18 protein-coding genes are annotated in these 23,798 nt (G+C 61.3%); 11 read left to right on the top strand and 7 right to left on the bottom strand.

The window, feature by feature from the left end:
• Positions 1-284: 284 nt before the first annotated feature.
• Both GOB93_RS07730 and GOB93_RS07725 read left to right on the top strand, forming a co-directional pair.
• On the top strand, positions 285-1,748 hold the full coding sequence (locus GOB93_RS07730) for an amino acid permease (RefSeq protein ID WP_173582935.1): 1,464 nt from the start codon (positions 285-287) through the stop codon (positions 1,746-1,748).
• Between the two features lie 213 nt (positions 1,749-1,961).
• Positions 1,962-2,858: a fructose bisphosphate aldolase gene (locus GOB93_RS07725; protein ID WP_173582934.1), complete on the top strand. Its 897-nt coding sequence runs from the start codon at positions 1,962-1,964 to the stop codon at positions 2,856-2,858.
• Positions 2,859-2,919: 61 nt separating this feature from the next.
• Here GOB93_RS07725 and GOB93_RS07720 read toward each other — a convergent pair whose 3' ends face one another.
• Complete coding sequence (locus GOB93_RS07720) at positions 2,920-4,317, bottom strand: carbohydrate porin (RefSeq protein WP_173582933.1); 1,398 nt, start codon at positions 4,315-4,317, stop codon at positions 2,920-2,922.
• Between the two features lie 372 nt (positions 4,318-4,689).
• Here GOB93_RS07720 and GOB93_RS07715 point away from each other — a divergent pair, with 372 nt between their 5' ends.
• The 6 genes from GOB93_RS07715 (at position 4,690) to GOB93_RS07690 (ending at position 12,637) form a co-directional block, all read left to right on the top strand.
• Positions 4,690-5,079 carry a hypothetical protein gene (locus tag GOB93_RS07715; protein ID WP_173582932.1) on the top strand — a complete coding sequence of 130 codons (390 nt, stop codon included), beginning with the start codon at positions 4,690-4,692 and terminating at the stop codon, positions 5,077-5,079.
• 202 nt (positions 5,080-5,281) lie between these two features.
• Positions 5,282-7,363, top strand: coding sequence for an FUSC family protein (locus GOB93_RS07710; protein WP_173582931.1), 2,082 nt, complete (start codon positions 5,282-5,284; stop codon positions 7,361-7,363).
• 256 nt (positions 7,364-7,619) lie between these two features.
• Positions 7,620-9,314 carry an alpha-keto acid decarboxylase family protein gene (locus tag GOB93_RS07705; RefSeq protein WP_173582930.1) on the top strand — a complete coding sequence of 565 codons (1,695 nt, stop codon included), beginning with the start codon at positions 7,620-7,622 and terminating at the stop codon, positions 9,312-9,314.
• A gap of 445 nt (positions 9,315-9,759) precedes the next feature.
• Positions 9,760-10,503: a (Fe-S)-binding protein gene (locus tag GOB93_RS07700; protein ID WP_173582929.1), complete on the top strand. Its 744-nt coding sequence runs from the start codon at positions 9,760-9,762 to the stop codon at positions 10,501-10,503.
• The gene (locus GOB93_RS07695; protein ID WP_173582928.1) at positions 10,500-12,032 is read left to right on the top strand and encodes a lactate utilization protein B; all 1,533 of its coding nucleotides are present in this window, start codon (positions 10,500-10,502) and stop codon (positions 12,030-12,032) included. The genes GOB93_RS07700 and GOB93_RS07695 overlap by 4 nt, the downstream gene beginning before the upstream one ends.
• A complete protein-coding gene (locus GOB93_RS07690) occupies positions 12,029-12,637 on the top strand; it encodes a LutC/YkgG family protein (protein ID WP_173582927.1) in 609 nt (202 codons plus the stop codon). Before GOB93_RS07695 ends, GOB93_RS07690 begins: the two co-directional genes overlap by 4 nt.
• Positions 12,638-12,775: 138 nt before the next feature.
• On the opposite strand, the gene GOB93_RS07685 is transcribed toward GOB93_RS07690, so the two are convergent.
• The 3 genes from GOB93_RS07685 to GOB93_RS07675 all read right to left on the bottom strand — a co-directional run bounded on the left by GOB93_RS07685 (position 12,776) and on the right by GOB93_RS07675 (position 15,538).
• Positions 12,776-13,303 carry a gamma carbonic anhydrase family protein gene (locus GOB93_RS07685; protein WP_173582926.1) on the bottom strand — a complete coding sequence of 176 codons (528 nt, stop codon included), beginning with the start codon at positions 13,301-13,303 and terminating at the stop codon, positions 12,776-12,778.
• Entirely contained in the window at positions 13,293-13,979 is a 687-nt protein-coding gene (locus GOB93_RS07680) for a GntR family transcriptional regulator (RefSeq protein ID WP_173582925.1), read from the bottom strand. The genes GOB93_RS07685 and GOB93_RS07680 overlap by 11 nt, the downstream gene beginning before the upstream one ends.
• Positions 13,980-14,125: 146 nt before the next feature.
• A complete protein-coding gene (locus tag GOB93_RS07675) occupies positions 14,126-15,538 on the bottom strand; it encodes an MFS transporter (protein ID WP_173582924.1) in 1,413 nt (470 codons plus the stop codon).
• A gap of 202 nt (positions 15,539-15,740) precedes the next feature.
• Here GOB93_RS07675 and GOB93_RS07670 point away from each other — a divergent pair, with 202 nt between their 5' ends.
• Entirely contained in the window at positions 15,741-17,051 is a 1,311-nt protein-coding gene (locus tag GOB93_RS07670) for a CaiB/BaiF CoA transferase family protein (RefSeq protein WP_173582923.1), read from the top strand.
• Positions 17,048-17,848 (top strand): enoyl-CoA hydratase, encoded by an 801-nt coding sequence (locus GOB93_RS07665; protein WP_173582922.1) that lies wholly within the window; start codon positions 17,048-17,050, stop codon positions 17,846-17,848. Before GOB93_RS07670 ends, GOB93_RS07665 begins: the two co-directional genes overlap by 4 nt.
• Before the next feature lie 265 nt (positions 17,849-18,113).
• On the opposite strand, the gene GOB93_RS07660 is transcribed toward GOB93_RS07665, so the two are convergent.
• The 3 genes from GOB93_RS07660 to GOB93_RS07650 form a co-directional block, all read right to left on the bottom strand.
• Positions 18,114-18,281, bottom strand: coding sequence for a hypothetical protein (locus tag GOB93_RS07660; protein WP_173582921.1), 168 nt, complete (start codon positions 18,279-18,281; stop codon positions 18,114-18,116).
• Positions 18,282-18,389: 108 nt separating this feature from the next.
• Positions 18,390-19,250: a hypothetical protein gene (locus GOB93_RS07655; RefSeq protein WP_206752609.1), complete on the bottom strand. Its 861-nt coding sequence runs from the start codon at positions 19,248-19,250 to the stop codon at positions 18,390-18,392.
• A 465-nt stretch (positions 19,251-19,715) separates the two neighbouring features.
• Positions 19,716-22,310: an MMPL family transporter gene (locus tag GOB93_RS07650; RefSeq protein WP_173582919.1), complete on the bottom strand. Its 2,595-nt coding sequence runs from the start codon at positions 22,308-22,310 to the stop codon at positions 19,716-19,718.
• A gap of 1,383 nt (positions 22,311-23,693) precedes the next feature.
• On the opposite strand from GOB93_RS07650, the gene GOB93_RS07645 reads away from it, so the two are divergent.
• Positions 23,694-23,798 (top strand): NAD(P)-binding protein (locus GOB93_RS07645; protein WP_173582918.1); only part of this gene is annotated, 105 nt, incomplete at its 3' end.

Here is a 23,798-nt window from a genome sequence, read left to right as displayed (position 1 = left end):
ATGAAACAATCCAGACGCGGCAGCTCACAGCCCCGCCGGGGAACGGGGCCGTGGATCGGAACAGACTCCCGTCAGCCAGACCATTCCGAAAATTTTGCGGTTCCGGCCGGAACCCCTAAACACCGCCCGAGAGCAGTGGACCCGATGATTACCGATAGACATCGTTCCGCTCCCGCATGATTGTGGGATACACAGCAGACGCCCGATAACCCGGACACTCAGGCAGCACGGTTTCCGCAACAGGGCAGGGCGCATACAGACCGGAACCGGAGACGCAACAACGCATGCAGGACGGAATGAACGCACAGGACACACCCGGCGCAGCACACCCGGACGGCTACCATAAAGGTCTCGGCCGGCGGCAGATCCAGATGATCGCCATCGGCGGCGCCATCGGCACCGGCCTGTTCCTCGGCGCCGGAGCCCGCCTCCAGAGCGGCGGCCCCTCCCTGGCCCTCGTCTACCTCGTCTGCGGCTTCTTCGCCTTCCTCATCCTCCGCGCCCTCGGCGAACTCATCATGCACCGCCCCACCAGCGGCAGCTTCGTCGATTACGCCGAAGAGTTCCTCGGCGAGAAAACCGCCTTCGTCGCCGGATGGATGGCCTTCCTCAACTGGTCCATGACCGGAATCGCCGACATCACCGCCGTCGCCATGTACATGCATTTCTGGGCGCCCTTCGGCGGTGTCCCGCAATGGGTTTTTGCCCTCATCGCCCTCTGTATCGTCACCAGCATGAACCTCATCGGCGTGAAATATTTCGGCGAGATGGAGTTCTGGTTCTCCCTCATCAAAATCATCGCCCTCGTCATCTTCCTCATCACCGGAACCGTCATCCTCGGCACCCGCATGCCGCTCGACGGCCACACCACCGGCCTGCACCTCATCAGCGACAATGGCGGCATGTTTCCGCACGGCCTCCTCGCCGCGCTGGCCCTCACCCAGGGCGTCGTCTTCGCTTACTCAGGAATCGAACTCATCGGCACGGCGGCCGGCGAGTGCGCGGACGCGAAAACCGTCGTCCCCCGCGCCATCAACAGCGTCATCTGGCGCATCGCCCTGTTCTATGTCGGCTCCGTCGTCCTGATGGTCTGCCTGCTGCCCTGGACCGCCTATCACGCCGGCGTCAGCCCCTTCGTCACCTTCTTCCAGGCCCTCGGCGTGCCCTACGCCGACACCGCGATGAACGTCGTCGTCCTCACCGCCGCCCTCTCCAGCCTGAACTCCGGCCTCTATTCCACCAGCCGCGTCCTCCGAGCCCTCGCCCTCGGCGGCTCCGCCCCGCGCGTCCTCACCCACATGAACAAAAACGCCGTCCCGTCAGCCGCGATCATGCTGATGGTCACCATCTACCTCATCGGCGTCGTGCTGAATTACATCGTCCCGAAGGAAGTCTTCGAAATCGTCCTGAGCTTCGCCGCCGTCGGCGTCATCGGGCAGTGGGCGATCATCCTCCTGTGCCAGATCGCCTTCCGCCGCGCCGTCGGACGGGGCCGCTACCCGAGCCCGGCTTTCCCGATGCCCGCCGCGCCGGTCTCCGCATGGGCCTCGCTCGGATTCCTGATCGTCGTCATCGTCCTGATGGCCTGGGATTACCCCGCCGGCACATACACCGTCGCCGCCATTCCGCTGATCGGCCTCATTCTGGTCGTCGGCTGGTACCTGGCGCCGAAAAAGCCCCCCATGCACATGCCCGAAACCGTCCCGTCCGTTGAACTGACGCGCCGTGTCCTGGAGGGTGGAGATTAACACCGCTGTCCCGGCGGAATTGTCATGGGTTCGTCAATTTTCCTGCCCGTCCGGTGCTGGCAACAATCCCTCCGCCGTGTAATTGTTATCCTCAGAAAGGGCCGGCCCGCGCCGGCGCCCCGGTGGCATGCCTCATCAGCCTGTCCGGAGCAGCCGGAGTCGGTCACAGACGCATGTCAGGCCCGCATCACGCGTTGAAAAAGGGTAACAAAAATGTCCAGCGACCTGATGAGAAAACAGATGTCCTCGAAGGGCGGCTTCATAGCGGCCCTCGACCAGAGCGGCGGCTCGACCCCCCGCGCCCTGGCGCAGTACGGCATCCCCGAGACAGCGTATTCCGGCGATGAGGAGATGTTCCGCCTCGTCCACGAAATGCGCGTCCGCATCATCACCGCCCCGTCCTTCAACGGCGAGAAAGTTATCGGCGCCATCCTCTTCGAGCGCACCATGGACGGTGAAGCCAGGGGCAAATCCGTCCCGGCCTATCTCTGGGAAGACCGTGGCGTCGTCCCGTTCCTGAAAGTCGATAAAGGCCTCGAGGAAGAGAAAAACGGCGTCAGCCTGATGAAGCCGATCCCCGGCCTCGATGCGCTCCTCGCCCGCGCCGTCAAACTCGGCATCTACGGCACAAAGGAGCGCTCAGTCGTCAACCTGCCAAACCGCGAAGGCATCGCCGCCATCGTGAAACAGCAGTTCGACCTCGCGCAGCAGATCGCCGCCCACGGCCTCGTGCCGATCATGGAACCGGAAGTCCTCGTCAAAAGCCCCGACAAAGCCGGCGCCGAAGCCATCCTCCACGAGGAACTGCTCAAAGGCCTCAACAGCCTGCCAGGCGACTACAAGGTCATGCTCAAGGTCACCATCCCCGAGAAGGCCGACCTCTACAAAGACCTCGCCGACCACCCGCGCATGGAACGCGTCGTCGCCCTTTCCGGCGGCTACTCGCTCGACGAAGCCTGCGAACGCCTCTCCCACAACCATGAGATGATCGCCAGCTTCTCCCGCGCCCTCCTCGGCGGCCTCAAAGCCGACATGAGTGACGCCGATTTCGACGCGAAACTCTCCTCCACCATCGACAAAATCTACAAAGCCTCCGTCGACAAGGTCTGAGATCCGGCCGGCCCGCCGAACCGATACACGGACGGTCCTGCCCCGCAGGCAGGCCGCCCGCTCAGAACGTCACGTTGCTGTGCAGGCCGAAAATGGCCTCATCAGAGATATGCCGGCCCTGACTGCTCACCGTGCCGCCGGAAGGCGACAGAACGCCCTGAATATCCGGCTGCAGAGCAAGCCATGCGGTGCACTGGTAACGGTATGTCAGTTCCAGATGATATTCCGTTCCCTGCCGGGGTAAACCGGCCCGCCGGTCCGCCCGCGCAAGAAACGGACTGGCCGCGCCCAGACCAGCCCCCAGCCCCAGCACATCGTCCCGCCGCCGCCACGGCGCCTTCAGAACAAGGCCCGCGTCGAACGCATAAACAATCTGGTTTCTGTCGCTGTCTCCCGTCCAGTTACCCCGCACGAAACCCGCGATTTCACTCCCGCCATTCAGACGGGTGAAGGTCTGGTCAGCAACAGCATAAACAGACCAGTTCGTCCTGTGCATCCGCCGCATGTCGGACTGATCGGGAAACCGGCCTGTATCAAAATAACCGCCGATCTTATACGTTCCGTCCCAGGACGCCGAATGGCGTCTGTACTGAACTTCTCCAAATATAAGCGCCCCGGAACTGAAACTGAAACGGGTACCTCCCGGATCGCTGTTCTGATTCCACGGGTCCCGGACATTGACGAACGGTCTCCCGATGGGATTGTCGTCCCCGGCGGCCAGCAGAAAATTCCACGCCGGCGACAAGGTGTAGCGCAGACAGATCGCCGGCGTCGTGACAGGGGAAACCGGCCCCTGATCGTAGAGGTCGTTATCCGGCAGGATCGGCCAGGCGAAGGAGGCATTGAGAAAGTTCAGAGCAACGTCGCTGAGCATAAAGAAACGACCGAGATCGATTTTCCCCACCCGCACCGACAGCGTTCCCGACAGGAAACTCTGATCGTACCACATCTCATAAAGGCGCGTGTTGTCATCGGCTTCGATGTTCGAGGTCTGATTAAAGACATACAGCGGCACATTGCTGAAAGGCCGCCCGCGGATCTCAATCGCGCTGACATCGAAATGCCCCAGCTTCAGGCCCGTAAGAGCGCGCAGATCCGTCTCCATCTCCACCGTCGTGGACCCGATATAGTTGTTCGACGCCCGCTCACCTCCCACCGGAACAGACCACAGCTCATTCGTGTCGGAGATCCGGACATCAACACCATATCTCAGCAACCGGTCGCGAAGCCCGTACCAGTTGCCGGTCAGGCGCGAATCTGTGTCACCCGCCGCATCATTATTTTCCGCCGGAACAGGCCTGTAAGGCGTGCTGATCAGCGCCGCACGGGCAACAGCTATGAAATATCCGTCATGACAATAAAAAAGAAAAACAACCGCAATAAAAACAGAAATTTTCCGTGTAAAAAATCCCTGTTTTTTCAGACATCCAGAAAAAATTTCATTGTCGTCAGATCTCATAGTAATAAATTTTTCGTATATAAATTCAGTGTTTTTCTCATTTCCAGACGGAAATTACATAGACGAAGAACGGAGCCGGCACCAGACTGCCCCGGAGCCGGTCAGCGCTTCCGTTTTCTTCATTTTCCGGTCCGGCCAGCCCAGGCCCCTCAGCCCGGTGTAAGCCGGAGGTGTATGACCCGACAGGGAATTCTCCTACATTCCGCCCCGAAATCACATGCGCGGCTTTCACAGCCACATCGCGAGAGGAATATGGGCGAACGAAACCGGTCTTCCGGAAGAATGCTGACACCATGGTTCGTCCATAGCGCCGTTTTCTGTTTCCTGACGGGATGCAGCTTTTTACCGTCCTCTCACGGCGATTCCGATTCCGTGACAACCGCCGCCGGTCCCGTGCAGCTGGATGTGATGAGCGCATCACACAATATTTCCGAAGATACAGTCAGAGACATCGCAATCCGCGCGCTTCAGTGCTCTCATGCGTCCGTCCGGGACAATCGCGGGCCGCTCGTCGCCCATCTGTTTCTTTCCCATTCAGGAAATACCTTCCGCACCAGACACACCATCGTCCTGGAACTGCATCGCGGCGACGTAAAGCTGGCCCGAAGCTGGAAAGTCATCCGCCTCTCATCGGTGGACAACAGCCGTATCCTGCGTAACGCAATTCAGCAGATGGCCAGCGAAGCCTGGCGGCAGGCGAAGCTGCCCACGGATACCGGCTGTAAACCAATCCCTCCGGACAACGAGCCGGAGCAGCCCTGACCCCGATTAGCCTGATCCCGGGCAGCCCGACCCGAAGCTGCGCCGGCGCCAGCCGGAGACCCGCGCGCACCGCCCCGATTTTTTCCAGGCGAAGAGTGGAATTTCGGATGACACAGCCTCCGCCGCACTGATAAAGCACCCGTCAGCAGGCGGCAGACTCACATGACGCTTCATCAGACAGACAAGAGATAAAAACGCGTCCGTGACCCGGGTTATACCAGGCCTGAAAAACTGGAGCTGGCTTTTCGCCCCCTCCGCACGGGACCTGCTCTTCTCCCTCAGAACAACCATCACATCCCTGATCGCGCTCAGCATCGCGCTGTGGATGGAACTCGGCCAGCCCCAGTGGGCCGCCATGACCGTCTGGATCGTCGCCCAGAACACCATCGGTGAAAGCCTGTCGAAGGCGCACTGGCGCATCGTCGGAACCCTGGCCGGCGCCGTCGCCGCCATCGCGCTGATCGCCGCCTCGCCACAACAGCCCTGGCTGTTCTTCCCGCTGCTCGCCTGCTGGGTCGGCCTCTGCGCCGGACTGGGCACGCTCTGCCATAATTACCACAGCTATACCTTCGTGCTGATGGGCTTTACCTGCGCGATCATCTCCATCTCCGCCATCGACGCGCCGGATCAGGTCTTCAGCATCGCCATCGCCCGCAGCACCTACATCCTCCTCGGCGTCGTCTGCGAAATGACCGTCGCCCTCATCTGCGAACCCAATGTGGCGAGCCGGGCCAGAGCCGCCGTCCGCCGCCACCTCCAGGACATCATCGAAGGAACCGCCTCCGTCGTCAGGGACGTCCTCATCGCACACGCCCCGCCGGAGCGGGATCTGTACAACACCTTCTCCCGCGTCATGACGCTCAATGACCGGATGGAATTCAGCGCCATCGAAACCGGCCACTCCGGCCCCATGGTCGCCAGCGCCCGCGCAACGCTGGGACAGGCCGCGAAATTCATGTCCCGCGGCCTCGGAATGCAGACCCGCCTCCGCCTCTCCGGCCAGAAAAACGGCCGGTTCGCACAGCCCGTCGTAACAGCCGTCGCCGACTTCCTGGCAACCATGCCCCGCCTCCTCGATACCGACGCCGGAGTGACACAGCTCTGCGCCCGCGCCGACAGGCTGCTCCACGCCTGCGAAACCGCAATCGGCGAAACGGCCCGCTCCGAACAGCAGGATGCCGAACGCAGCCGTATCGTCGACGACCGCATCGTCCTCCAGGGCGTCGCCCTCCTGCTGTCCGAACTGACGCTCCTGCTGCGCTGCTTCCAGGGTGCCGGCCTCGACAGACACATCCTCAGCACGCTCCGCCTCGTCCGACCGGCACACGGACGGGCCGCCATCGCCAACGGCCTCCGCTCCTTCATCGCCGTCCTCATCGCCGCCCTGGTCTGGGAAATCACGGCCTGGCCCTCCGGCACGCTCTTCGTCATGTTCGTGTCCGTGATCTGCGCCCGATTCGCGTCGTTCTCCAACACCGTGATCGCCAGCAAAAACTTCTTCCTCGGCGCCGTCTGGGCCGTTATCGCCGCCGTCATCCCGGTCTTCCTCGTCATGCCGGTCACATCGGATTACCCGGTGTTCTGCTTCGCCGCCGGCATCCCCATGCTGATCGGCGGGCTGGTCAACCGCCACCCCGCCACCGCCGCCATGGGCGCCTCCTTCGTCAATTTCTTTCCCTATATGCTGGAACCGGAAAACCATTTCCGGGTCGATGAACTGCAATGGTTCAACAGCTCCATGGCCCTGCTGACCGGCCTCGGCTTCGGCGTGCTGATCTTCCGCTATCTGTTCCCCTTCAGCTTCAGCCGCTTCCACCGGAACTTCCGCGCAATCATCGACAGCGGCCTGCGGAACATCGTCCGGCGCAACAGCCGGATGACCGACCAGATCTGGCTCGGCGAAATCATCAGCGAAATGGAACGCCTCATCGCCCACGACGCCGGCCGGAACCCCGCCCGGACAGACGCCTGGCTCAGCGACGCCTTTTCCGTCATGACCGTCGGCCGAAATCTGCTTTACGTAAAATTCCTGCTCACCGGAAAAGCCCTCTCTCCTGCCGTCGAACGGGAACTCACACGCCTCTTCGAAATCCTGGAAAACCCCGCCGCAACCAGCCACGAAAAACGCGCGGCAATCGCCGATGCAAAAAACACGCTCTGCCAGACCGAGGCCCGGACAGAAGAACCCGGCCAGCGGATTCAGATCAGCGACGTCATCGGCTGCCTCTCCATCGCCGTCAGAGAACTCGAAAAAACAGCCTCGCCCGGCCTCAGACCCTGCTGATCCCAGTCCGGCCGGAACATTCAAAGGTTTTCATAAGCGGAGCGCGCCAGCGAACTGTGCCGGCGGACCGCCCCGGGCAGACATCTCCCCGATCCGGAAACGCATCTCATACCGCCCCAGACCCATATCCAAAACATATGGATCGCACCATTTCCATATAGTGGTTATCCATCCCGCCCTGCCGCACAATGCGCCCCATCGCTGAAACCGGAACCGGCAGCCAGCCGCTTCCACCTTCATGCAGGGGACAAAACCCATGACAAACTCAACCATAAAAACCTACACTATCGGTCATTACCTGTCCGAGCGCCTCGGTCAGATCGGCCTGAAGCACCACTTCGCCGTCGCCGGCGACTTCAACCTCGTCCTGCTCGACCAGCTCCTCGAAGAGGGCTCCACCAAGCAGATCTACAGCTGTAACGAGCTGAACTGCGGCTACACGGCCGAAGGCTATGCCCGTGCCAACGGCGCCGCCGCCATGGTCGTCACCTTCAATGTCGGTGCGCTTTCCGCCATCAACGCCGTCGGCAGCGCCTACGCCGAAAGCCAGCCGGTCATCTTCATCTCCGGTGGCCCGAACACCAACGATCAGGGCGCGGGCCACATCCTGCACCACACGATCGGCACAACCGAATACGGCTACCAGGCCGAAATGGTCCGCCACGTCACCTGCGCGACCGAAGTCATCCGCTCCGCCGAACACGCGCCGAAGCAGATCGACCACGCCATCCGCACCGCCCTGCGTCTGCGCAAACCCGCCTACATCGAAATCCCCTGCAACCTCGCCGCAGCACCGTGCTCGCGTCCCGGCCCGGTCTCCAGCCTGCTGGCCGAAGCCACACCGGACAAGGTCAGCCTGGACGCCGCCATCAAGGCCGCCTGCACGTTCATCGAAACCCGTAAGAACGTCGCCATCCTCGTCGGCAGCCGCGTCCGCACCATGGGCGCGCTGGAGCCGATTGTCGCTCTCGCCGACCGCATCGGCTGCGCCGTCACCGTCATGTCCGCCGCCAAGAGCTTCTTCCCCGAAGATCACCCGGCCTTCCGTGGCGTCTACTGGGGCGAGGTCAGCACCGGCAGCGCCCGTGACGTGATCGAGAAAGCCGACGGCGTCATCTGCCTCGCGCCGATCTTCAACGATTACGCAACCGTCGGCTGGCAGTCCGAGCCGGACGCGAAGAACATGCTCGTCGCCGACCTGACGGAGGTCACCGTCGACGGCCAGAGCTTCGCCGGTTTTCATCTTGGCGCTTTTATCAAAGCCCTTTCCGAGAAGGCCCCGAACCGTCCGGCTTCGAGAGAGAATTCGAAATTCACGCCGCCGGTGATCCCGTCCTCCGCTCCGGAAGCGCCGCTCACCAACGATGAGATGGCCCGCCAGATCAACGCGATGATCGACAGCAGGACCACGCTGACCGCCGAAACCGGCGACAGCTGGTTCAACTCCAGCCGCATGACCCTGCCAGGCGGCGCCCGCGTCGAAACGGAAATGCAGTGGGGCAGCATCGGCTGGTCCGTGCCCGCCGCTCTCGGCACAGCCTACGCCGAGCCTGACCGCCAGCACCTGCTGATGGTCGGCGACGGATCGTTCCAGCTGACCGCGCAGGAAGTCGCGCAGATGGTCCGCTACGAAGTCCCGGTCATCATCTTCCTGATCAACAACCGCGGTTACGTCATCGAAATCAAAATCCATGACGGCCCGTACAACTACATCAAGAACTGGGACTACGCCGGTCTGATGCAGGCCTTCAACGCCGAAGACGGCAAAGGCCTCGGCCTGCACGCCCGCACCGGCGCCGAACTGGCCGACGCGATCGCAAAGGCGAAGGCCAACAAAAAAGGCCCGACCCTCATCGAGTGCAGCATCGCCACCGAAGACTGCACCGACACCCTGGTCCGCTGGGGCAAAAAAGTCGCCGGCGCCAACGGCCGTCCGCCGCATCTCGGCTGATAAACCGACTCAGAAACCGCCGCCCGGTCCTGCCGCGCGGCGGTTTTTCCATTCGGAGGCCGGTGCGGGCGCCCCTGTCTCAGATGCGTTATCTCAGATCCGTGAATCTTTAAGATATCATCACGGACTAACGGCATCTGCACGCCTCACGGACGGAAGACGGTCCGGGGCACTGACCGGCGCCCGGAAGAGGACGTGGACCCCTTCACCCCTTTTCGGTTAATAATCGGGACCAGAGGAACCAAAATCTCTTTGCGGCGCAGGCGGCGAAGCCTGCGGGGCAAGGGGCGCGGAACCCCGAAAACCAGCTTCCGGTCCCACAAAGAATTAAAAACAGACGCAGCCCGCGTCTGAACTCGACAAAAGAACAGGACGCGGGCAAATCCCGTCTTACAATCAGGCCAGGTATCCGCAAGGAGGCTCCGGCCACCACGAGGAAGAGTTCATGCGAGTAGGGTTATTCGTCCCGTGTTACGTCGATGCGTTTCACCCGGAAGTCGGACAGGCAACGCTGGAACTGCTGGAGCGCTTCGGCGTGGAGGTCGATTATCCGTTCGACCAGACCTGCTGCGGCCAGCCCATGACCAACACCGGCTGTCACGAAGAATCCCGCGCCACGGAAGAACTTTTCGTCCGCAATTTCAGTCAGTACGATTACATCGTCGGCCCGTCCGGAAGCTGCGTGAACCACGTCCGGCACAATTTCGACGCCCCCGAACAGACCGATGACGTCAAACAGGTCCGCGCCCGCTCCTACGAACTGGTCGAGTTCCTGCACGACATCCTGAAAGTCGACGCCTTCCCCTGGGCCGAATTTCCGCACAAGGTCACGCTGCACAACAACTGCAACGCCCTGCGCGGCCTGAACATCGCCAGCATGACCGAACTGCGCGAGAAACAGTATTCCAAACCCCGTGACCTGCTCGAAAAGGTCAAAGGCCTGGAACTCGTCCCCATCACCCGCCCGGATGAATGCTGCGGCTTCGGCGGCACCTTCTCCGTGTTCGAGGAAGCCGTCTCCGCCCGTATGGGCCAGGACAAGGCCCGCGACCAGGCCCGCTCCGGCGCTGAATACGTGACATCCTCCGACAGTTCCTGCCTGATGCACCAGGGCGGCTGCGCGGAACGCCTCGGCCTGCCGACGAAATACATCCACATCTCGCAGATCCTGAACGGGGCACGGGCATGAGTCAGCAGCAGAAACCGGACACCCCCGCCGGTCGCACGAACGAGGGCGCTCCGGCAAACCTCACCCACGGCGCCGGCGCCAGCGTCACCATGCCCGCCCGCGGCCCCGAGCCGCAGCCACGCGGCGCGGTCATCCGCGGCAACCACCCGATCGATCAGGCCGAGGCCGCCAAACGCTTCATGGCCGCCCCCGAACATCTGGCGATGCACGACCAGCGTCTCTGGGATCTCCGCCAGAAGCGCGACCGCCAGAAAGATCAGATTGAGGAATGGGAAGAGCTGCGCCAGCTCGCCTCGGACATCAAAACCCACACGCTGACCCATCTCGATACCTATCTCGAAATGTTCGAGAAAAACGCGAAAGCCAACGGCGTCCACGTCCACTGGGCGAAAGACGCCGCCGAGCACAACGCCATCGTTCTTGAGATCCTCCGCTCGAAAAACGCAAAGCGCCTCATCAAGAGCAAATCCATGCTCACCGAGGAATGCGGCTTCCGGGAATACGCCGGCGAGCACGGGATCGAAGTCGTCGAAACCGATCTCGGCGAGCGCATCCAGCAGCTCGATGACGAAGCCCCCAGCCACGTCGTCGTCCCCGCCGTCCACAAACTCCGCACGGACGTAGCGGCGGTTTTCGCCAGAACCATGGGCACCGATCCCAATGACTGCGAAGTCACCCACCTGGCCGAAGAGCAGCGCGACCACACCCGCCCGCTGATCCTCAGCGCCGACGCCGGCATGACCGGCTGTAACTACGCCGTGGCCGAAACCGGCTCCGTCGTCGTCTGCACCAATGAAGGCAACGCCGATCTCTCGGCCAACACCACCGGCCTGCACATCGTCTCCGCCGGCATCGAGAAGATCATCCCGAAACTGGAAGACGCCGCCGTCTTCGTCCGGATGCTCTCCCGCAGCGCCCTTGGCTCGCCGATCACCCAGTACACCTCGCATTTCCGCGGCCCCCGCAAAGGCGGCGAAATGCATATCGTCTTCGTCGATAACGGCCGCACCGACCGCCTCGGTCTGGAAAAATTCTGGACCTCGCTGAAATGCATCCGCTGCGGCGCCTGCATGAACACCTGCCCGGTCTTCCGCCGCTCCGGCGGCCTCAGCTACGGCGCCACCTATGCCGGCCCGATCGGCCTGATCATCGACCCGACCTTCAACCGGCACAAATATTCGACACTGCCTTTCTCCTCCACGATGAATGGCAGCTGCACCAATGTCTGCCCGGTGAAGATCAATATCCACGAACAGATCGCCGACTGGCGTCGCGTTCTGTCCGAAAATCATGAAATCCCGGCCTTCAAAAAGAGCATGATGAAAGCCGCAGGCATGCTGCTGGCGTCCCCGAAACTCTATCGCGCCAGCCTCCCGGTCGCCGACAGCGCCCTGCGCCACCTGCCGCGCTTCATTGTCTATAACCGGATGAACACATGGACGCGCGGCCGCGAAATGCCGCATGTGCCAAAGGAAACCTTCCACCAGTGGTATAAGAAAAACCGCGGCAAGAAGGGGAAGAAGTCATGAGCACCGAAAGCCGGGCGGCCATCTTCGCCGCCATCCGCGCCAACCGCCCGAACATCCAGCCCCCGCTGCCGGATGTTCCGTTCTTCGACACGAACGCCCCGGCCGATCTCGTGCCGCCCTTCGTCGAGATGCTCGGCAAAATGGGCGGCTCCGTGCTGGAAGCGAAGGACGGCGACCCCATCGCCGCCCTCCGCGCCGCCATCACGGATAAAGGCATCATCGCCACCTGCGTCCCGGAACTGCACGGCGATCCGTCTCTGCGGATCCGCGCGATCCGCCCCGACATGGCCCCGACCTCTCTCGCCGATGTCGAAATCGGCGTCGTCCGAGCCTCCTTCGGCGTCGCCGAAACCGGCACCGTCTGCCTCACGGATGACGAGCTCATCGTCAACACCAGCGGCTTCCTCCCGCAGCACCTCATCGTCCTGCTGGACCCGAAGCAGATCGTCGCCAACCTGCACCACGCCTATAACCGCCCGGAAATGCGCAGTCATAACTACGCCGTTTTCCAGACCGGCCCGTCCGCAACAGCGGACATCGAAGGCGTCCTCATCCACGGCGCCCAGGGCGTCCGCTCCCTCCGCGTCCTTTTCTGTCCCGCCTGATATCACCCTCGCGGGTTTCCGGGTTCCGCCCGGACCTGCGAAGGCATGGCGCGAAGATATGACCTGATTCCGGCAGTCAGTAACCGGATCGGGATCGTGCCACTGACCGGGCCGGGCAATGAAAGCCCGGCAGCCGGATCAGTCCGGCAGCCGCCGCAGCCGCTCACGATAGAGAACCGCGCGTTCCTGATAGGACAGGCAGCCGCGCCGCATCATCTCCATCTGGGCTTCCGTCACCGTGCCGATCACCTTGCCCGGCTGCCCGCGGATCACCGAGAAATCCGGAAACTCCTTCCGCTCCGAAATCAGCGTCCCGGCCGCGATCAGACAGTTCCGCCCGATCCGCGCCCCGTTCATGATCACCGAGCCCATCCCGATCAGCGATCCCGCCCCGATCTCGCAGCCATGCAGCACCACCATGTGCCCGACCGTCACATCCTTACCGATCCGCAGCGGCCAGCCCGGATCAGTATGCAGCACCGCATTGTCCTGCACATTGCTCCCCCGCGCCACGCTGATCAGCTCGCTGTCGCCGCGCAGAACCGCACCAAACCAGACGCTCGCATCCTCTTCCAGCCTGACGGAACCGATCAGCACCGCATCCGGCGCCACATACCCCGCCCGGGCCGAAATCTCCGGCCGGCGCCCGTCAAACTCATACAGCATCCCTGACTCCGTTATCCGCTTCGAGAGACGCCAGCGCGATCCGCGCGCTCGTCCCCGCGATATGCTCACGCATCAGCTGCGCCGCCCGCCCGCTATCCCGCGCCCGCAGCGCCTCCATGATCACCTCATGCTCCGCAACCGCGACCGCCCATTCTTCCTCACGCTTCTTCACAATGAACCGGCAGGCATGAATCCGCGTCAGCACCTGCTGATACATCTCCGTCAGCGCCGGATTGCGCGCCACCTCAAAAATCGCCTCATGCATCTTCCGGTTCTGCCGCAGATACCGCTGCTCATCCCGACGCTGGTAACTCCGCATCATCTGATCGTGCAGCTCCTGAAGATGCTCAAGATCACGCTCTGTCATCCGCGCGCAGGCCAGCTCCCCCGCCAGTCCCTCCAGCGCCCCCATGATCGGAAACAGATCGCGGATATCCGCTTCCGTAATCTGCGCCACAACCGCGCCCCGGCGCGGCAGCAGCTCGATCAGCCCCTCCGAGGCCAGAACCTTCAGCGCCTCGCGCAGCGGCGTTCTGGAAATGCCGAACTGTTCGCACAGCTTCTTTTCCGAAATCTTCTGCCCGGGCACCAGGACGCCATCCAGAATCATGCCCCGCAGCGCGGTCGTCACCGTGTCATGTAAATTCAGACGGGGAATGGCGGTCGGCGTCGTCATGAAAGGCTCTTTATCCATTGCTCAGCGAAACATCCGGGCTCAGTAAACATCCGGCTCTGCCCACACCCGGATACGTTAAATCAACCGGTTTCCAAAGGCCGCAGCGTTTCCCGGCGGGCAGGGCAGGGGCCTGAAGAGGCGGCAGGTCAGTGCCCATGCGCCTCCCGCAGCCCCCCGACGGATACCGGCACAGGCTCATCCGGCCGCTGCCTGTCGTCCGGCGGCGCCGACGGGAGAAAATGAAACGCCAGCACCGCCCCGACCAGAAGCAGAATCGCCGGACCGTAAAACGGCAGGCTGTAACTGTGTGAAAGCTGAATGATCAGCCCGAATGCAAACGGTGAGAGAATGCCCGCGACAGCCGACCCCGTGTTCATGATCCCGCTGCCCGTGCCGGCATACTGAGGCGCCATGTCCATCGGAATCGCCCAGATCGGCCCGACCGTCAGTTCAAGGAAAAAGAACGCCAGCCCCAGAGCCAGCCCGATCACCGTAAGATTATGGATGAACAGCGCCGGCAGCAGACACAGCATCGATCCGATCATGCTCGTGATGATCACCTGCCGCCGCGCCTGCGGCAGATTGCCATGCCGCCGGAAAAGATGATCGGTGAACAGCCCCCCGCACGTGTCGCCCGCAACCCCGGCAGTAAACACACCGAACGAGAAAAAAGCCGTATGACTCAGGTTCAGTCCGTAAGCCTGCACGAAAAAACTCGGCAGCCAGGTGATGTAGAGCCACAGCGTCCAGTTGTAGCAGAAATAGATCGCCGTCGCCGGCATCATCTTCCGCACCAGCATCCCCCACGGCACATCCCGCAGCCGTGACGCCACGCTGCTTTTCTCAATAACCGGCAGCTCCTCAAGATCCGCCGGCGTTATCCCCGGATGCTCCGCCGGACGATCCCGGAACATCAGCGCCCAGGCCAGCGTCCACCCCAGACTCACACAGCCCAGAGCCACAAAAGCCCCGCGCCAGCCCAGCCACAGTGCCACCATCACCGTCAGCGGCGGCGTCACCGCATTCGCCAGCCGTGACGAGGAACGCATCATCCCCTGCGCATAACCGCGATGACCCGACGGCACCCAGGACGTCACCGCCCGCGTCGCCGCCGGAAACGTCGCCCCCTCGCCGATCCCCAGCAGCACACGGATCACAATCAGCGAAAACAGACCGCCCGCCATCCCGGTCAGAACAGTCGCCACCCCCCAGATGATCCCGCAGACAATCAGCGTCTTTCGCGCCCCCATCCTGTCAGCGACACTCCCGCCCAGGATCTGCAGAAGCGCATACGGATAACCAAACGCCGAAAGCGCCAGCCCGAGCTGCACATTGGAAAGATGAAGATCCGCCGCCATCAGCGGCGCCAGAGTCGAGATATTCACCCGGTCGACGTAGGTGATGAAATACATCGCACAGATCAGACCGAAGATCCGCCCCGGAACAGTCGTAACCGTCCGATGCAGATACGCGCCGATCGACGAGCCATGCGCGGGCGCATCCGTGTACCCGGTCTCTCCCGGACGCGGAGCCGTCCCGGTATTCGGTCCTTCTGACATTGCCAGCCTCGTTCTTGTTTTTTCTTTTCAGGCTTTTCTGTCCCGCCGCGTCTTCTCCGCCGCGTCCGCCTCTCCGTGCTGAACGATGCGGACACGCCGGGGATGCGTATCGATGCTTGTTATAGCCGATTAAACTGTATTATGAATGCAAAATACAAAAACCCGTTCAATCACGAAAACGGGAGAAACAGGGAGAGCCCCGATGGACGCAGAACTCCGCCCGGAAATCATCAGCCCCGCCAATGATCATCAGATCAGCGATCACCCGCACGCTGACACGCCCGAAACACCGCCCCGCGAAGCCACAGCCCCGAAACGGCCGCTGCCCCTCGCCGGTATCCGTGTTCTCGACGTCACTCAGGTCATGGCCGGCCCGGTCTGCACCATGCTGCTCGGCGATCTCGGCGCCGACATCATCAAGATCGAACCCCCCGAAACCGGCGATCAGACCCGCGGTGCCATGGGTTTCAGAATGAAGGGCGACGACAGCATGGGGTTCCTGAACATGAACAGGAACAAGCGCAGCATCGCTCTGAACCTCAAAAACCCCGCAGGCCGCGAAGTCTTTCTCGAACTCGTGAAAACCGCCGATATCCTCGTCGAAAATTACCGCCCCGGCGTCGTCCGCAAACTCGGCATCGATTACGACACACTCTCGAAAATCAACCCGCGCCTCGTCTACGCCAGCATCTCCGGCTTCGGTCAGACCGGCCCCTGGTCCGACCGCCCCGGCTTTGATCTCATGGCCCAGGCCATGTCCGGCGTCATGAGCGTCACCGGTCATCCGGGCGGCCCGCCGGTCAAGGCCGGCGTCCCGGTCGCCGATATCGGCTGCGCCCTCTTCGCCACCTACGCCATCCTCGCCGCCTATATCGGCTGCGAAAAAAGCGGGCAGGGCCAGTTCATCGACGCCTCCCTGTTCGACTCCGCCCTCGCATTTTCCATCTGGGACATCTCCGAACACTGGGGAACCGGCGTCATTCCGGGACCACTCGGCACCGCCAACCGCATGAGCGCGCCCTATCAGGCCGTCCGTTCCTCAGACGGCTACTTCGTCATGGGCGCCACCAATCAGAAACTCTGGCAGCGCCTCTGCAACGAAATCGACCGCCAGGATCTTCTGACCGACCCTCGCTTCACCACCATCTCCACCCGTCTCGCCAACCGCGAAGTCCTCATTGAGGAACTGGAAAAAACCTTCACCACCAGACCGTCAGAAGAGTGGGTCACAACCCTGCTGGCCAAAGGCATTCCCGCCGGCCGCATGAACACCTACCCGGAGGCCTTCGAAAGCGATCACGCGAAATTCCGTGAAATGAAAATGGACATTCCGCACCCCGTCGAAGGCACGATCCCCAATATCGGCTTTCCGGTAAAACTGCGCGGCACCCCGCAGACCGTCCGTCGCCCGCCGCCGCTTCTCGGCGAACACACACGCGAAATTCTCGCAGAACGCGGGCTGAACGAAGAAACCATCGAAAAACTGGCGGAAGAAGGCGCCTTCGCATCATGAGCGCGCCAGCATCCCGACCAGACAATGCCGGCCAGGTCACACTGTCCATAAACGATGATATTGCAACCATCGTTTTCGACCGGCCCGAAGCGCGCAATGCCATGACCTGGGCCATGTATCAGGATCTCGCCGCCGCCATCGGACGCATCCGCGATATCCCCTCCCTCCGCGTCGCCGTCCTGCGCGGGGCAGGGGGGAAAGCCTTCGTCGCCGGCACCGACATCACCCAGTTTCGTGATTTCCGTTCCGGCGAGGACGGCGTCGCCTACGAGGAAAAAATCGACAGCGCCATCGCCGCCCTGGACAGCATCCCGGTCCCGACCGTCGCCGTCGTGGAAGGGTATGCCGTCGGCGGCGGCCTCGCCATCGCCAATGCCTGCGATCTCCGCATCGCCGCCACCGGCGCCCGCTTCGGCGTCCCCATCGCCCGGACCCTGGGCAATTGCCTCTCCGCCGCGAATCTCGCCCGCCTGACCAGCACGCTCGGTCCGTCCTGGGTCCGTCGCATGCTCCTGCTCGCCGAAATGCCGCCCGCAGAAGACCTCGCCCCCACCGGCTACCTCGCCGCCGTCGTCCCGCCGGAACAGCTCGAAGAGCAGATCGCGAAAACCTGCCGCCGCCTGCGCGAACATGCCCCCGTCACCCTCGCCGTTACCCGCGAAACCCTCCGCCGTCTCGAACGGCGCACCCTGCCGGATATCTCCGACCTGATCCGGACTGCCTATGGCAGCGCCGATTTCCATCGCGGCGTCAGCGCCTTCGGCACCGATCAGGCCGCACAATGGCAGGGAAACTGAAAGGATTTACAAAAATAAATGATTACAACTCTGTCGTTTTTCAGACCGGCTTCTCTGCCACAGCCAACATTGAGGATGTCCTCATTCATAACGGCAGGAACGTAAGCTCTCTGCGCACCCTCTTCCATCTGACCACAGTTCCGTAAATTCACTGTCCTGACGGGAAGTATTTTCAGGGATCGGCCCTGAAACCCGGAAGGGACCGCCGCGCAAAAGCGTATTTATTCCAGATCATCTGCCCATCTTAGCCAGATTTAAAAGCACCTCACGATAAGTCCGTGATAAAAAGTAATAAAAGTTTCTGGGCGCCGCCTTTTCCAAAAAAGGCTGCGGCTTCTGAAGCTTTTAAAAAGCCGTTTATGTATTTTGCAAACAGCAGACAAAACAGGGCTCTCCCCTGCACCCGGAAGGGATCGCAGATCCCTTCACCCATTTAATTTAACAGACCGGACTCACAGGGACTGCGTTCCTTTGCCGGGCGCGGGGCAAAGCCCCGAAAACCAGCGCCACAGATACCCGCAACATACCCCCGTAACGCACCTCAGAACTGATACGCCAGCCCGAGCCGGAGCTGCACGTCATTCTCCCACGACCGCACTCTGTAAGAACTGTGGAACTGGCTGTCCGTATCCAGGCCCACACCGGAACCCGCACGATAGACAGTGTAATAATACAGCGGACTGCCATGAACAGGCATCGTCTTCATGTAAGTATAGCGAACCCCGCCGGTCAGATGCAGACTGCGCGTCAGACGATAATCCAGCCCCACATCCCCCCGCCATTGCGGCCGTGAGGAGTCCGCCCCGGTCGCCTGCAGAACCTGCGCCCAGCCCGCGCGACCCCGTATGACCAGCCGGTCCGTGATCGCATAATCAAGATGCAGCGCCAACCCGACATAGCCCTTGCCGGAAGCCGTCAGCGAACTGACCCCGCCGGCGAAATAACCGCCCTGAATCACAGGCGTAATCAGAAACCGGTCTTGCGCCAGCAGAAAACCCTTACCCAGTTCGCCGGTCACATTGATCCCCGAACGGTTCAGCGTCCGCCTGTCGCGGAGAACGTAAGGTTCGTTCGAAGGCGTGGAACTATAGTGATAACCAGAGTCCCCATCGCTCAGATCGAACGACGCCGCCGTATACAGATGTTTTATGCTCCCGGCATCGAACATGGACTGCGCGTCAGCCTGAAAACCCGGCATCCAGCCCGACCAGCGCGTCCGGCCATAATCATCGGACGTATAGGATGGCGATCGCCCGGCATAACCATAGGAAAAACGAGAGTCAGAGTTCGACGCCTGACCCCGATAACTGCCGGTCACGGAAAGCCCGACCTCCCGGTTCACCGCAATCACCGGCAGCGAATCAGCCGCCGCCGGACCATCTGCGAAAACAGCACCGGTCACGGACAAAAAACCAGCGGCAACAAGCGGAGCTTTTACGAAAAGCTCATTTTTTCTCGGCATCATACACAGACAGCTCACAGACAAACCTGTAAAACAGTCCTGCCATGTAACGATTCTGAATAAAACGTTTCTTACTGTGTCAGATGCTCGGCGGGGCTGTTCTGAAAGTCCGTTCATGGACTCTTCTGTAAATTACAGAGGAATTTCTGAGGACTATTTTCCCGGAAAGCATCAGGAAACGCCGCCTTTTTGGAAAAAGGCGGCACCCAAAAACTTTTGTGATTTTATCAGAGATTTAGCGCGAAATGTTCTTTGAGCCGACTGAGACGAACGGATGATCGGGACTCAAAAACGGAACACCATCAATCCGTTACGAAAATCTTCGCAGATTTAATGCCTTTGAAACAGCCTCAGAGCGGAAAACGGGCGCGAACCCCGCACACCCCAGCAACCATCCCCACCCGGTTACGCCTCATCCCCCGGCCGCTTCGGCAGCAGCGCCGGCACAAACACCAGCGTCGCCAGCAGCGTGCAGCCCAGCGACAGCAGCAGCAGACGCCCCATGCTCGCCGTCCCGGGATGATGCGACAGCGCCAGCGACCCGAACGCCGTCCCCGTCGTCAGCGCCGAGAACAGCACCGCCCGCGCCGTCGGGGAGGCGAGGGGAGACTTCACCCCCGCCCGCCAGTTCATCACAAAGTAGATGTTGAACGATACACCCACGCCCAGCAGCAGCGGCAGCGCAATGATGTTGGCGAAGTTCAGCGTCTCCGGAACCACAACCACCAGGATCACCGTCATCAGCGCCGACAGGATCAGCGGCGCCAGAACCAGACCCATATCCAGCACCCGCCGCAGCGCGAACACCAGAATGATCGCAATCATCACAATCGCCGACAGCGCCGCCACCGTGAAGGAATGCACGATCGTCCGTGCCGCCTCCACAATGTCCACCGCCGATCCCGCCATATCCGGCGACAGCGTCTGAACCGCTTTTACAAACCGGTGCAGCGCGCCATTGCTGGACATCACGCCTTTCGGATGAATCTCAACCAGCGCCCGCCCGTCCGGCAGCAGATAATCCCGCGCGATAATCTCCGGCACGTCCTTCATCGTCACCGGCTGCGCCGACAGCACGTCCTTCAGCGAGTCCAGCTGCATCGGCAGGAACCGCACCAGATCGTCATTGGCCCGCACCGCCAGATCGTCCGGTGCCGTCGCCAGCTTCGCCAGCGCCGCCTGAATCCGCCGCAGCGGATCATTCGCCGCCAGCCCGTCCAGCACCCCGCCCAGAGAGGCCGCCGCCGCAGAAGCCGACGCCCGGATCGCCGCCGCATCCGGCGCCGGCTTCGGATGATCCACAATCAGCGTCGGCAGCAGAATCCCCGCCGCATCCTGAATCAGCGCCAGCTTGGTGTCCTGATCCTCAGGAACATAAGACCCGAGCCACATCGCATCATGAACCTCAGGCAGCTTCGCAGCCCGGTCCGCCATCGCCTTCGCCGCATTCAGATCCGGCGCCAGATACTCGGCGCTGTAGGGCGAGGACAGCGGGTTCGCCATCAGCAGATGCAGCGTCCGCATCCCCTCGGATTTCGGGTCCTTCGTGTGCAGCGGATCGCCGTCGAACCGCAGGCTCGGAATCAGCGCCAGACCCGTCAGCGCCAGAACCCCGAACACACCCAGAATCCACCAGCGCCACTTCCGGATCAGCCGGTCCACCGGCTCCATCGCCAGATAACCCGTCACCGGATGATCAACCGAAGGCCGGAAAATCCGCAGCAGGGCAGGGAGCAGCGCAATCGTGCAGGTAAACGCCACCAGCATCCCGATCCCGGCAATCAGACCAAGCTGCGCCACACCCTTGAAGTCCGTCGGCGTGAAGGCGAGGAATCCCGCCGCCGTCGCCAGCGCCGCGACCAGGATCTGATGCCCCGTCTCCTCGCCGGTATGGAACAGCGCCTCCTCAAGCCCCGGCAGCCCCGTCTTCGTCAGATGCTGCCCCCGGAACCGCACCGAAAACTGAATCGCGAAATCCACCGCAATGCCGACAAACAGAATGGCGAACGCCACCGAAATCAGATTCAGCGTGCCAACAGCCACCGACGCAAACCCCGTCGTCAGCAGCAGCCCGACAATCAGCGTCACCACAATCGGAACAATGATCCGCCACGTGTGAACCGCCAGCGTCAGCCACAGCGTCACCAGCGCCAGAGAACCAAGCAGCCCCGCGACCATGCCCTGCGCAACCGTCGCGAACTCCTCGTCATCAATCCGGACCTCGCCGGTGATATAGACATGCGCGTTCCCGGACCGGACAAACTCCAGATCCTTAATCGCCGCCTTCATTGCCGCCGTCGCATTGCCGCCCGGCTGGAACGAGCCATAGTCCAGCTTCGGCTGCGTGATCACGAACTGATACCGCCCCGCCAGATCGTTCAGACCGCCCGCCAGCAGCTTCTGCCAGGACAGCGGCTCCGGATGCCCCGCCGCCGACGCTTCCAGATTGGTCGCAAATCCGTTCAGCGCCGTCTGAAACCCGCCCAGACTGGCCTGCCCGCGCTTGATGCCCTCCGCAATCAGCCCCAGCGAGTCAAACAGCCCCCGCGCCGAAGGATCAGCCGCCAGAGACCCCAGAAACGGCTGAGCCGACACCGTATCGTCCAGAACCTTGCCCAGCGGCTTCGTATCCAGAAACATCAGCCCGTTGCGGTTCAGATACGGGTCGTCATCCGGCAGCCGGACATAGGTGAAATTCTCGTGATCGGTGGAAAGCCTCGCCGCCAGAGCCCGCGCCGTCGTCCGCCCCTCCTCAGGCAGATCCGCGTCGATCACCGCAACCAGCAGATTTTCCTTCTGCGGAAACAGCTTCCCCATCTGATCGGAACGCTGCTTCCAGGCGAGCTTCTCCGACAGCATCTTGCCGGTGTCCGTCGTGACGCCAAGATGCGTCACGCTCATCCAGACCGAAATCGCCGCCAGCGCGAAGAAGAGCGTAACCACGACATAGGCGCGATGCGCGCAGATGACGATAAACCGGCCAATAAGTGTGGAGATCATTGCAGTGCGTTCGGCCCCTGGACGTTGGCGCCGCATCACGACGACCTGACGCGGACATGCCATTGCGGGACAATGACAGCCGTCCCGGATGGACAAACGCTTCCTTTGGCGCAACACGCCAGCCCGCGCAAGGCCACGACACCTCCGCTACATGTTCCCTGCCGGGCTGTGCATCGTGATCAGCGCCCTCCGGAAGGAACGATATCTGGCTATGCCGGAAACCCACTCCGGGCGGCAATGGTCTTCCCGCGCCGGGAAGGAGAGGGGGACAGGCAGCGGAGCCTTCCGGCAGAGTTCCATGAACGCACACACGCTTCTGACACGCATTTCTGAGATTGTCCGTACGCCATTTGTTCAGACGGAACGCCTGAAAGGATACTCCGTGCGCAGGTGGCTGCCTTACCGGCGCGGAGATGGAACGGAGCAGTCCCGGAATTTCGCCTTCCGTCAGTTTTCTGCTGCCGGTGCTGCCGGGCGGATGAAGAGGATGTTTCGACCTCGTCGTCGTCCGGACCGGACACGGCTGAGATCTGGTGCAGATCAGGATGCAGATAAACGGACAGAACAGAAAAAGACCATTTCGCCGGCGCCGGCGGCACGATTATTTATGACCATCCACAATGTAAGAGATTGTAATAAAATACGGTCAGCGGACAGCCATTCGGTCTTGAAGAGGGCAGGCAGACCCGGGTATATGACATATAGTCATCAGGGAGTTCATTTTTAAAATAATCCATGCGACTTTAGCATCTTTCCGGGGCTTTTCCGGATTATGTTATGCGTAATCTTTGATGTGGTGGCCTCCGATGATCTGTGCCGGATGGTCCTCTTATGCGGTGGGCTGGAATAATTTCTGCCGTATCAGGAGTGGAATCTATGTATCACAGTCAGACTGCGGGCAGCTTTAAGCAAAGCTTTCTGATACTGTAATAATTGCGGGATATAGTCCCGGTGGCCGGAGTCTGGAACGAGTGCCTCCATTACCCGGACACGAAGCATCATCTCCGGTTTCATGAAGCTATGCGACTATTCAATGTGTAATACATGACGCCAGGTATTTTTTTGCCAGCTGGTCGTCTTTGTCATCTGACAGCGAGATAGTCGCTCAGATTACTAAAATGTGAGGACGAACCGGAAAGCCGGCGTCGTCCACTTCCGTAACCGCAGTCGTATCTTTGCCGGGGGACTGTTCGTTGTCGTCACCGACAACAGAAAATTCCGATATATCGAAGGGGTGAAGCAGGAAACTGATTTGCGAAAGCTTATAACGGAAAGCATGGTTATATAATATAAAAACCCACTTCAGGTATATTTACAACAAGAAATTATTTATGTATTTTAATAAAAAAATAGATTTCGTGCTGGTATAGAAGGGGAACTGCATTGTCTTTCTGTGTTGTGGGGGCTGGTTTTAGTGGCGCTGTCATAGCCCGGCATCTTGCCGAACGCGGGCACAAGGTCACTCTTCTGGACGAGCGTCCGCATATT

The organism is Acetobacter musti, from assembly GCF_011516835.1.
GTDB lineage: Bacteria > Pseudomonadota > Alphaproteobacteria > Acetobacterales > Acetobacteraceae > Acetobacter > Acetobacter musti.
Note: the sequence above shows the minus strand (reverse complement) of the source record. Positions and strands in the feature narration are given on the sequence as shown.

Excerpts from the sequence above, each read along its gene's own strand:
- GOB93_RS07730 (WP_173582935.1), top strand. The coding sequence starts at position 285 with ATGCAGGACGGAATGAACGCACAGGACACACCCGGCGCAGCACACCCG.
- GOB93_RS07725 (WP_173582934.1), top strand. The coding sequence starts at position 1,962 with ATGTCCAGCGACCTGATGAGAAAACAGATGTCCTCGAAGGGCGGCTTC.
- GOB93_RS07720 (WP_173582933.1), bottom strand. The coding sequence starts at position 4,317 with ATGAGATCTGACGACAATGAAATTTTTTCTGGATGTCTGAAAAAACAG.
- GOB93_RS07705 (WP_173582930.1), top strand. The coding sequence starts at position 7,620 with ATGACAAACTCAACCATAAAAACCTACACTATCGGTCATTACCTGTCC.
- GOB93_RS07700 (WP_173582929.1), top strand. The coding sequence starts at position 9,760 with ATGCGAGTAGGGTTATTCGTCCCGTGTTACGTCGATGCGTTTCACCCG.
- GOB93_RS07695 (WP_173582928.1), top strand. The coding sequence starts at position 10,500 with ATGAGTCAGCAGCAGAAACCGGACACCCCCGCCGGTCGCACGAACGAG.
- GOB93_RS07690 (WP_173582927.1), top strand. The coding sequence starts at position 12,029 with ATGAGCACCGAAAGCCGGGCGGCCATCTTCGCCGCCATCCGCGCCAAC.
- GOB93_RS07685 (WP_173582926.1), bottom strand. The coding sequence starts at position 13,303 with ATGCTGTATGAGTTTGACGGGCGCCGGCCGGAGATTTCGGCCCGGGCG.
- GOB93_RS07680 (WP_173582925.1), bottom strand. The coding sequence starts at position 13,979 with ATGACGACGCCGACCGCCATTCCCCGTCTGAATTTACATGACACGGTG.
- GOB93_RS07675 (WP_173582924.1), bottom strand. The coding sequence starts at position 15,538 with ATGTCAGAAGGACCGAATACCGGGACGGCTCCGCGTCCGGGAGAGACC.
- GOB93_RS07670 (WP_173582923.1), top strand. The coding sequence starts at position 15,741 with ATGGACGCAGAACTCCGCCCGGAAATCATCAGCCCCGCCAATGATCAT.
- GOB93_RS07665 (WP_173582922.1), top strand. The coding sequence starts at position 17,048 with ATGAGCGCGCCAGCATCCCGACCAGACAATGCCGGCCAGGTCACACTG.
- GOB93_RS07660 (WP_173582921.1), bottom strand. The coding sequence starts at position 18,281 with ATGGGTGAAGGGATCTGCGATCCCTTCCGGGTGCAGGGGAGAGCCCTG.
- GOB93_RS07650 (WP_173582919.1), bottom strand. The coding sequence starts at position 22,310 with ATGATCTCCACACTTATTGGCCGGTTTATCGTCATCTGCGCGCATCGC.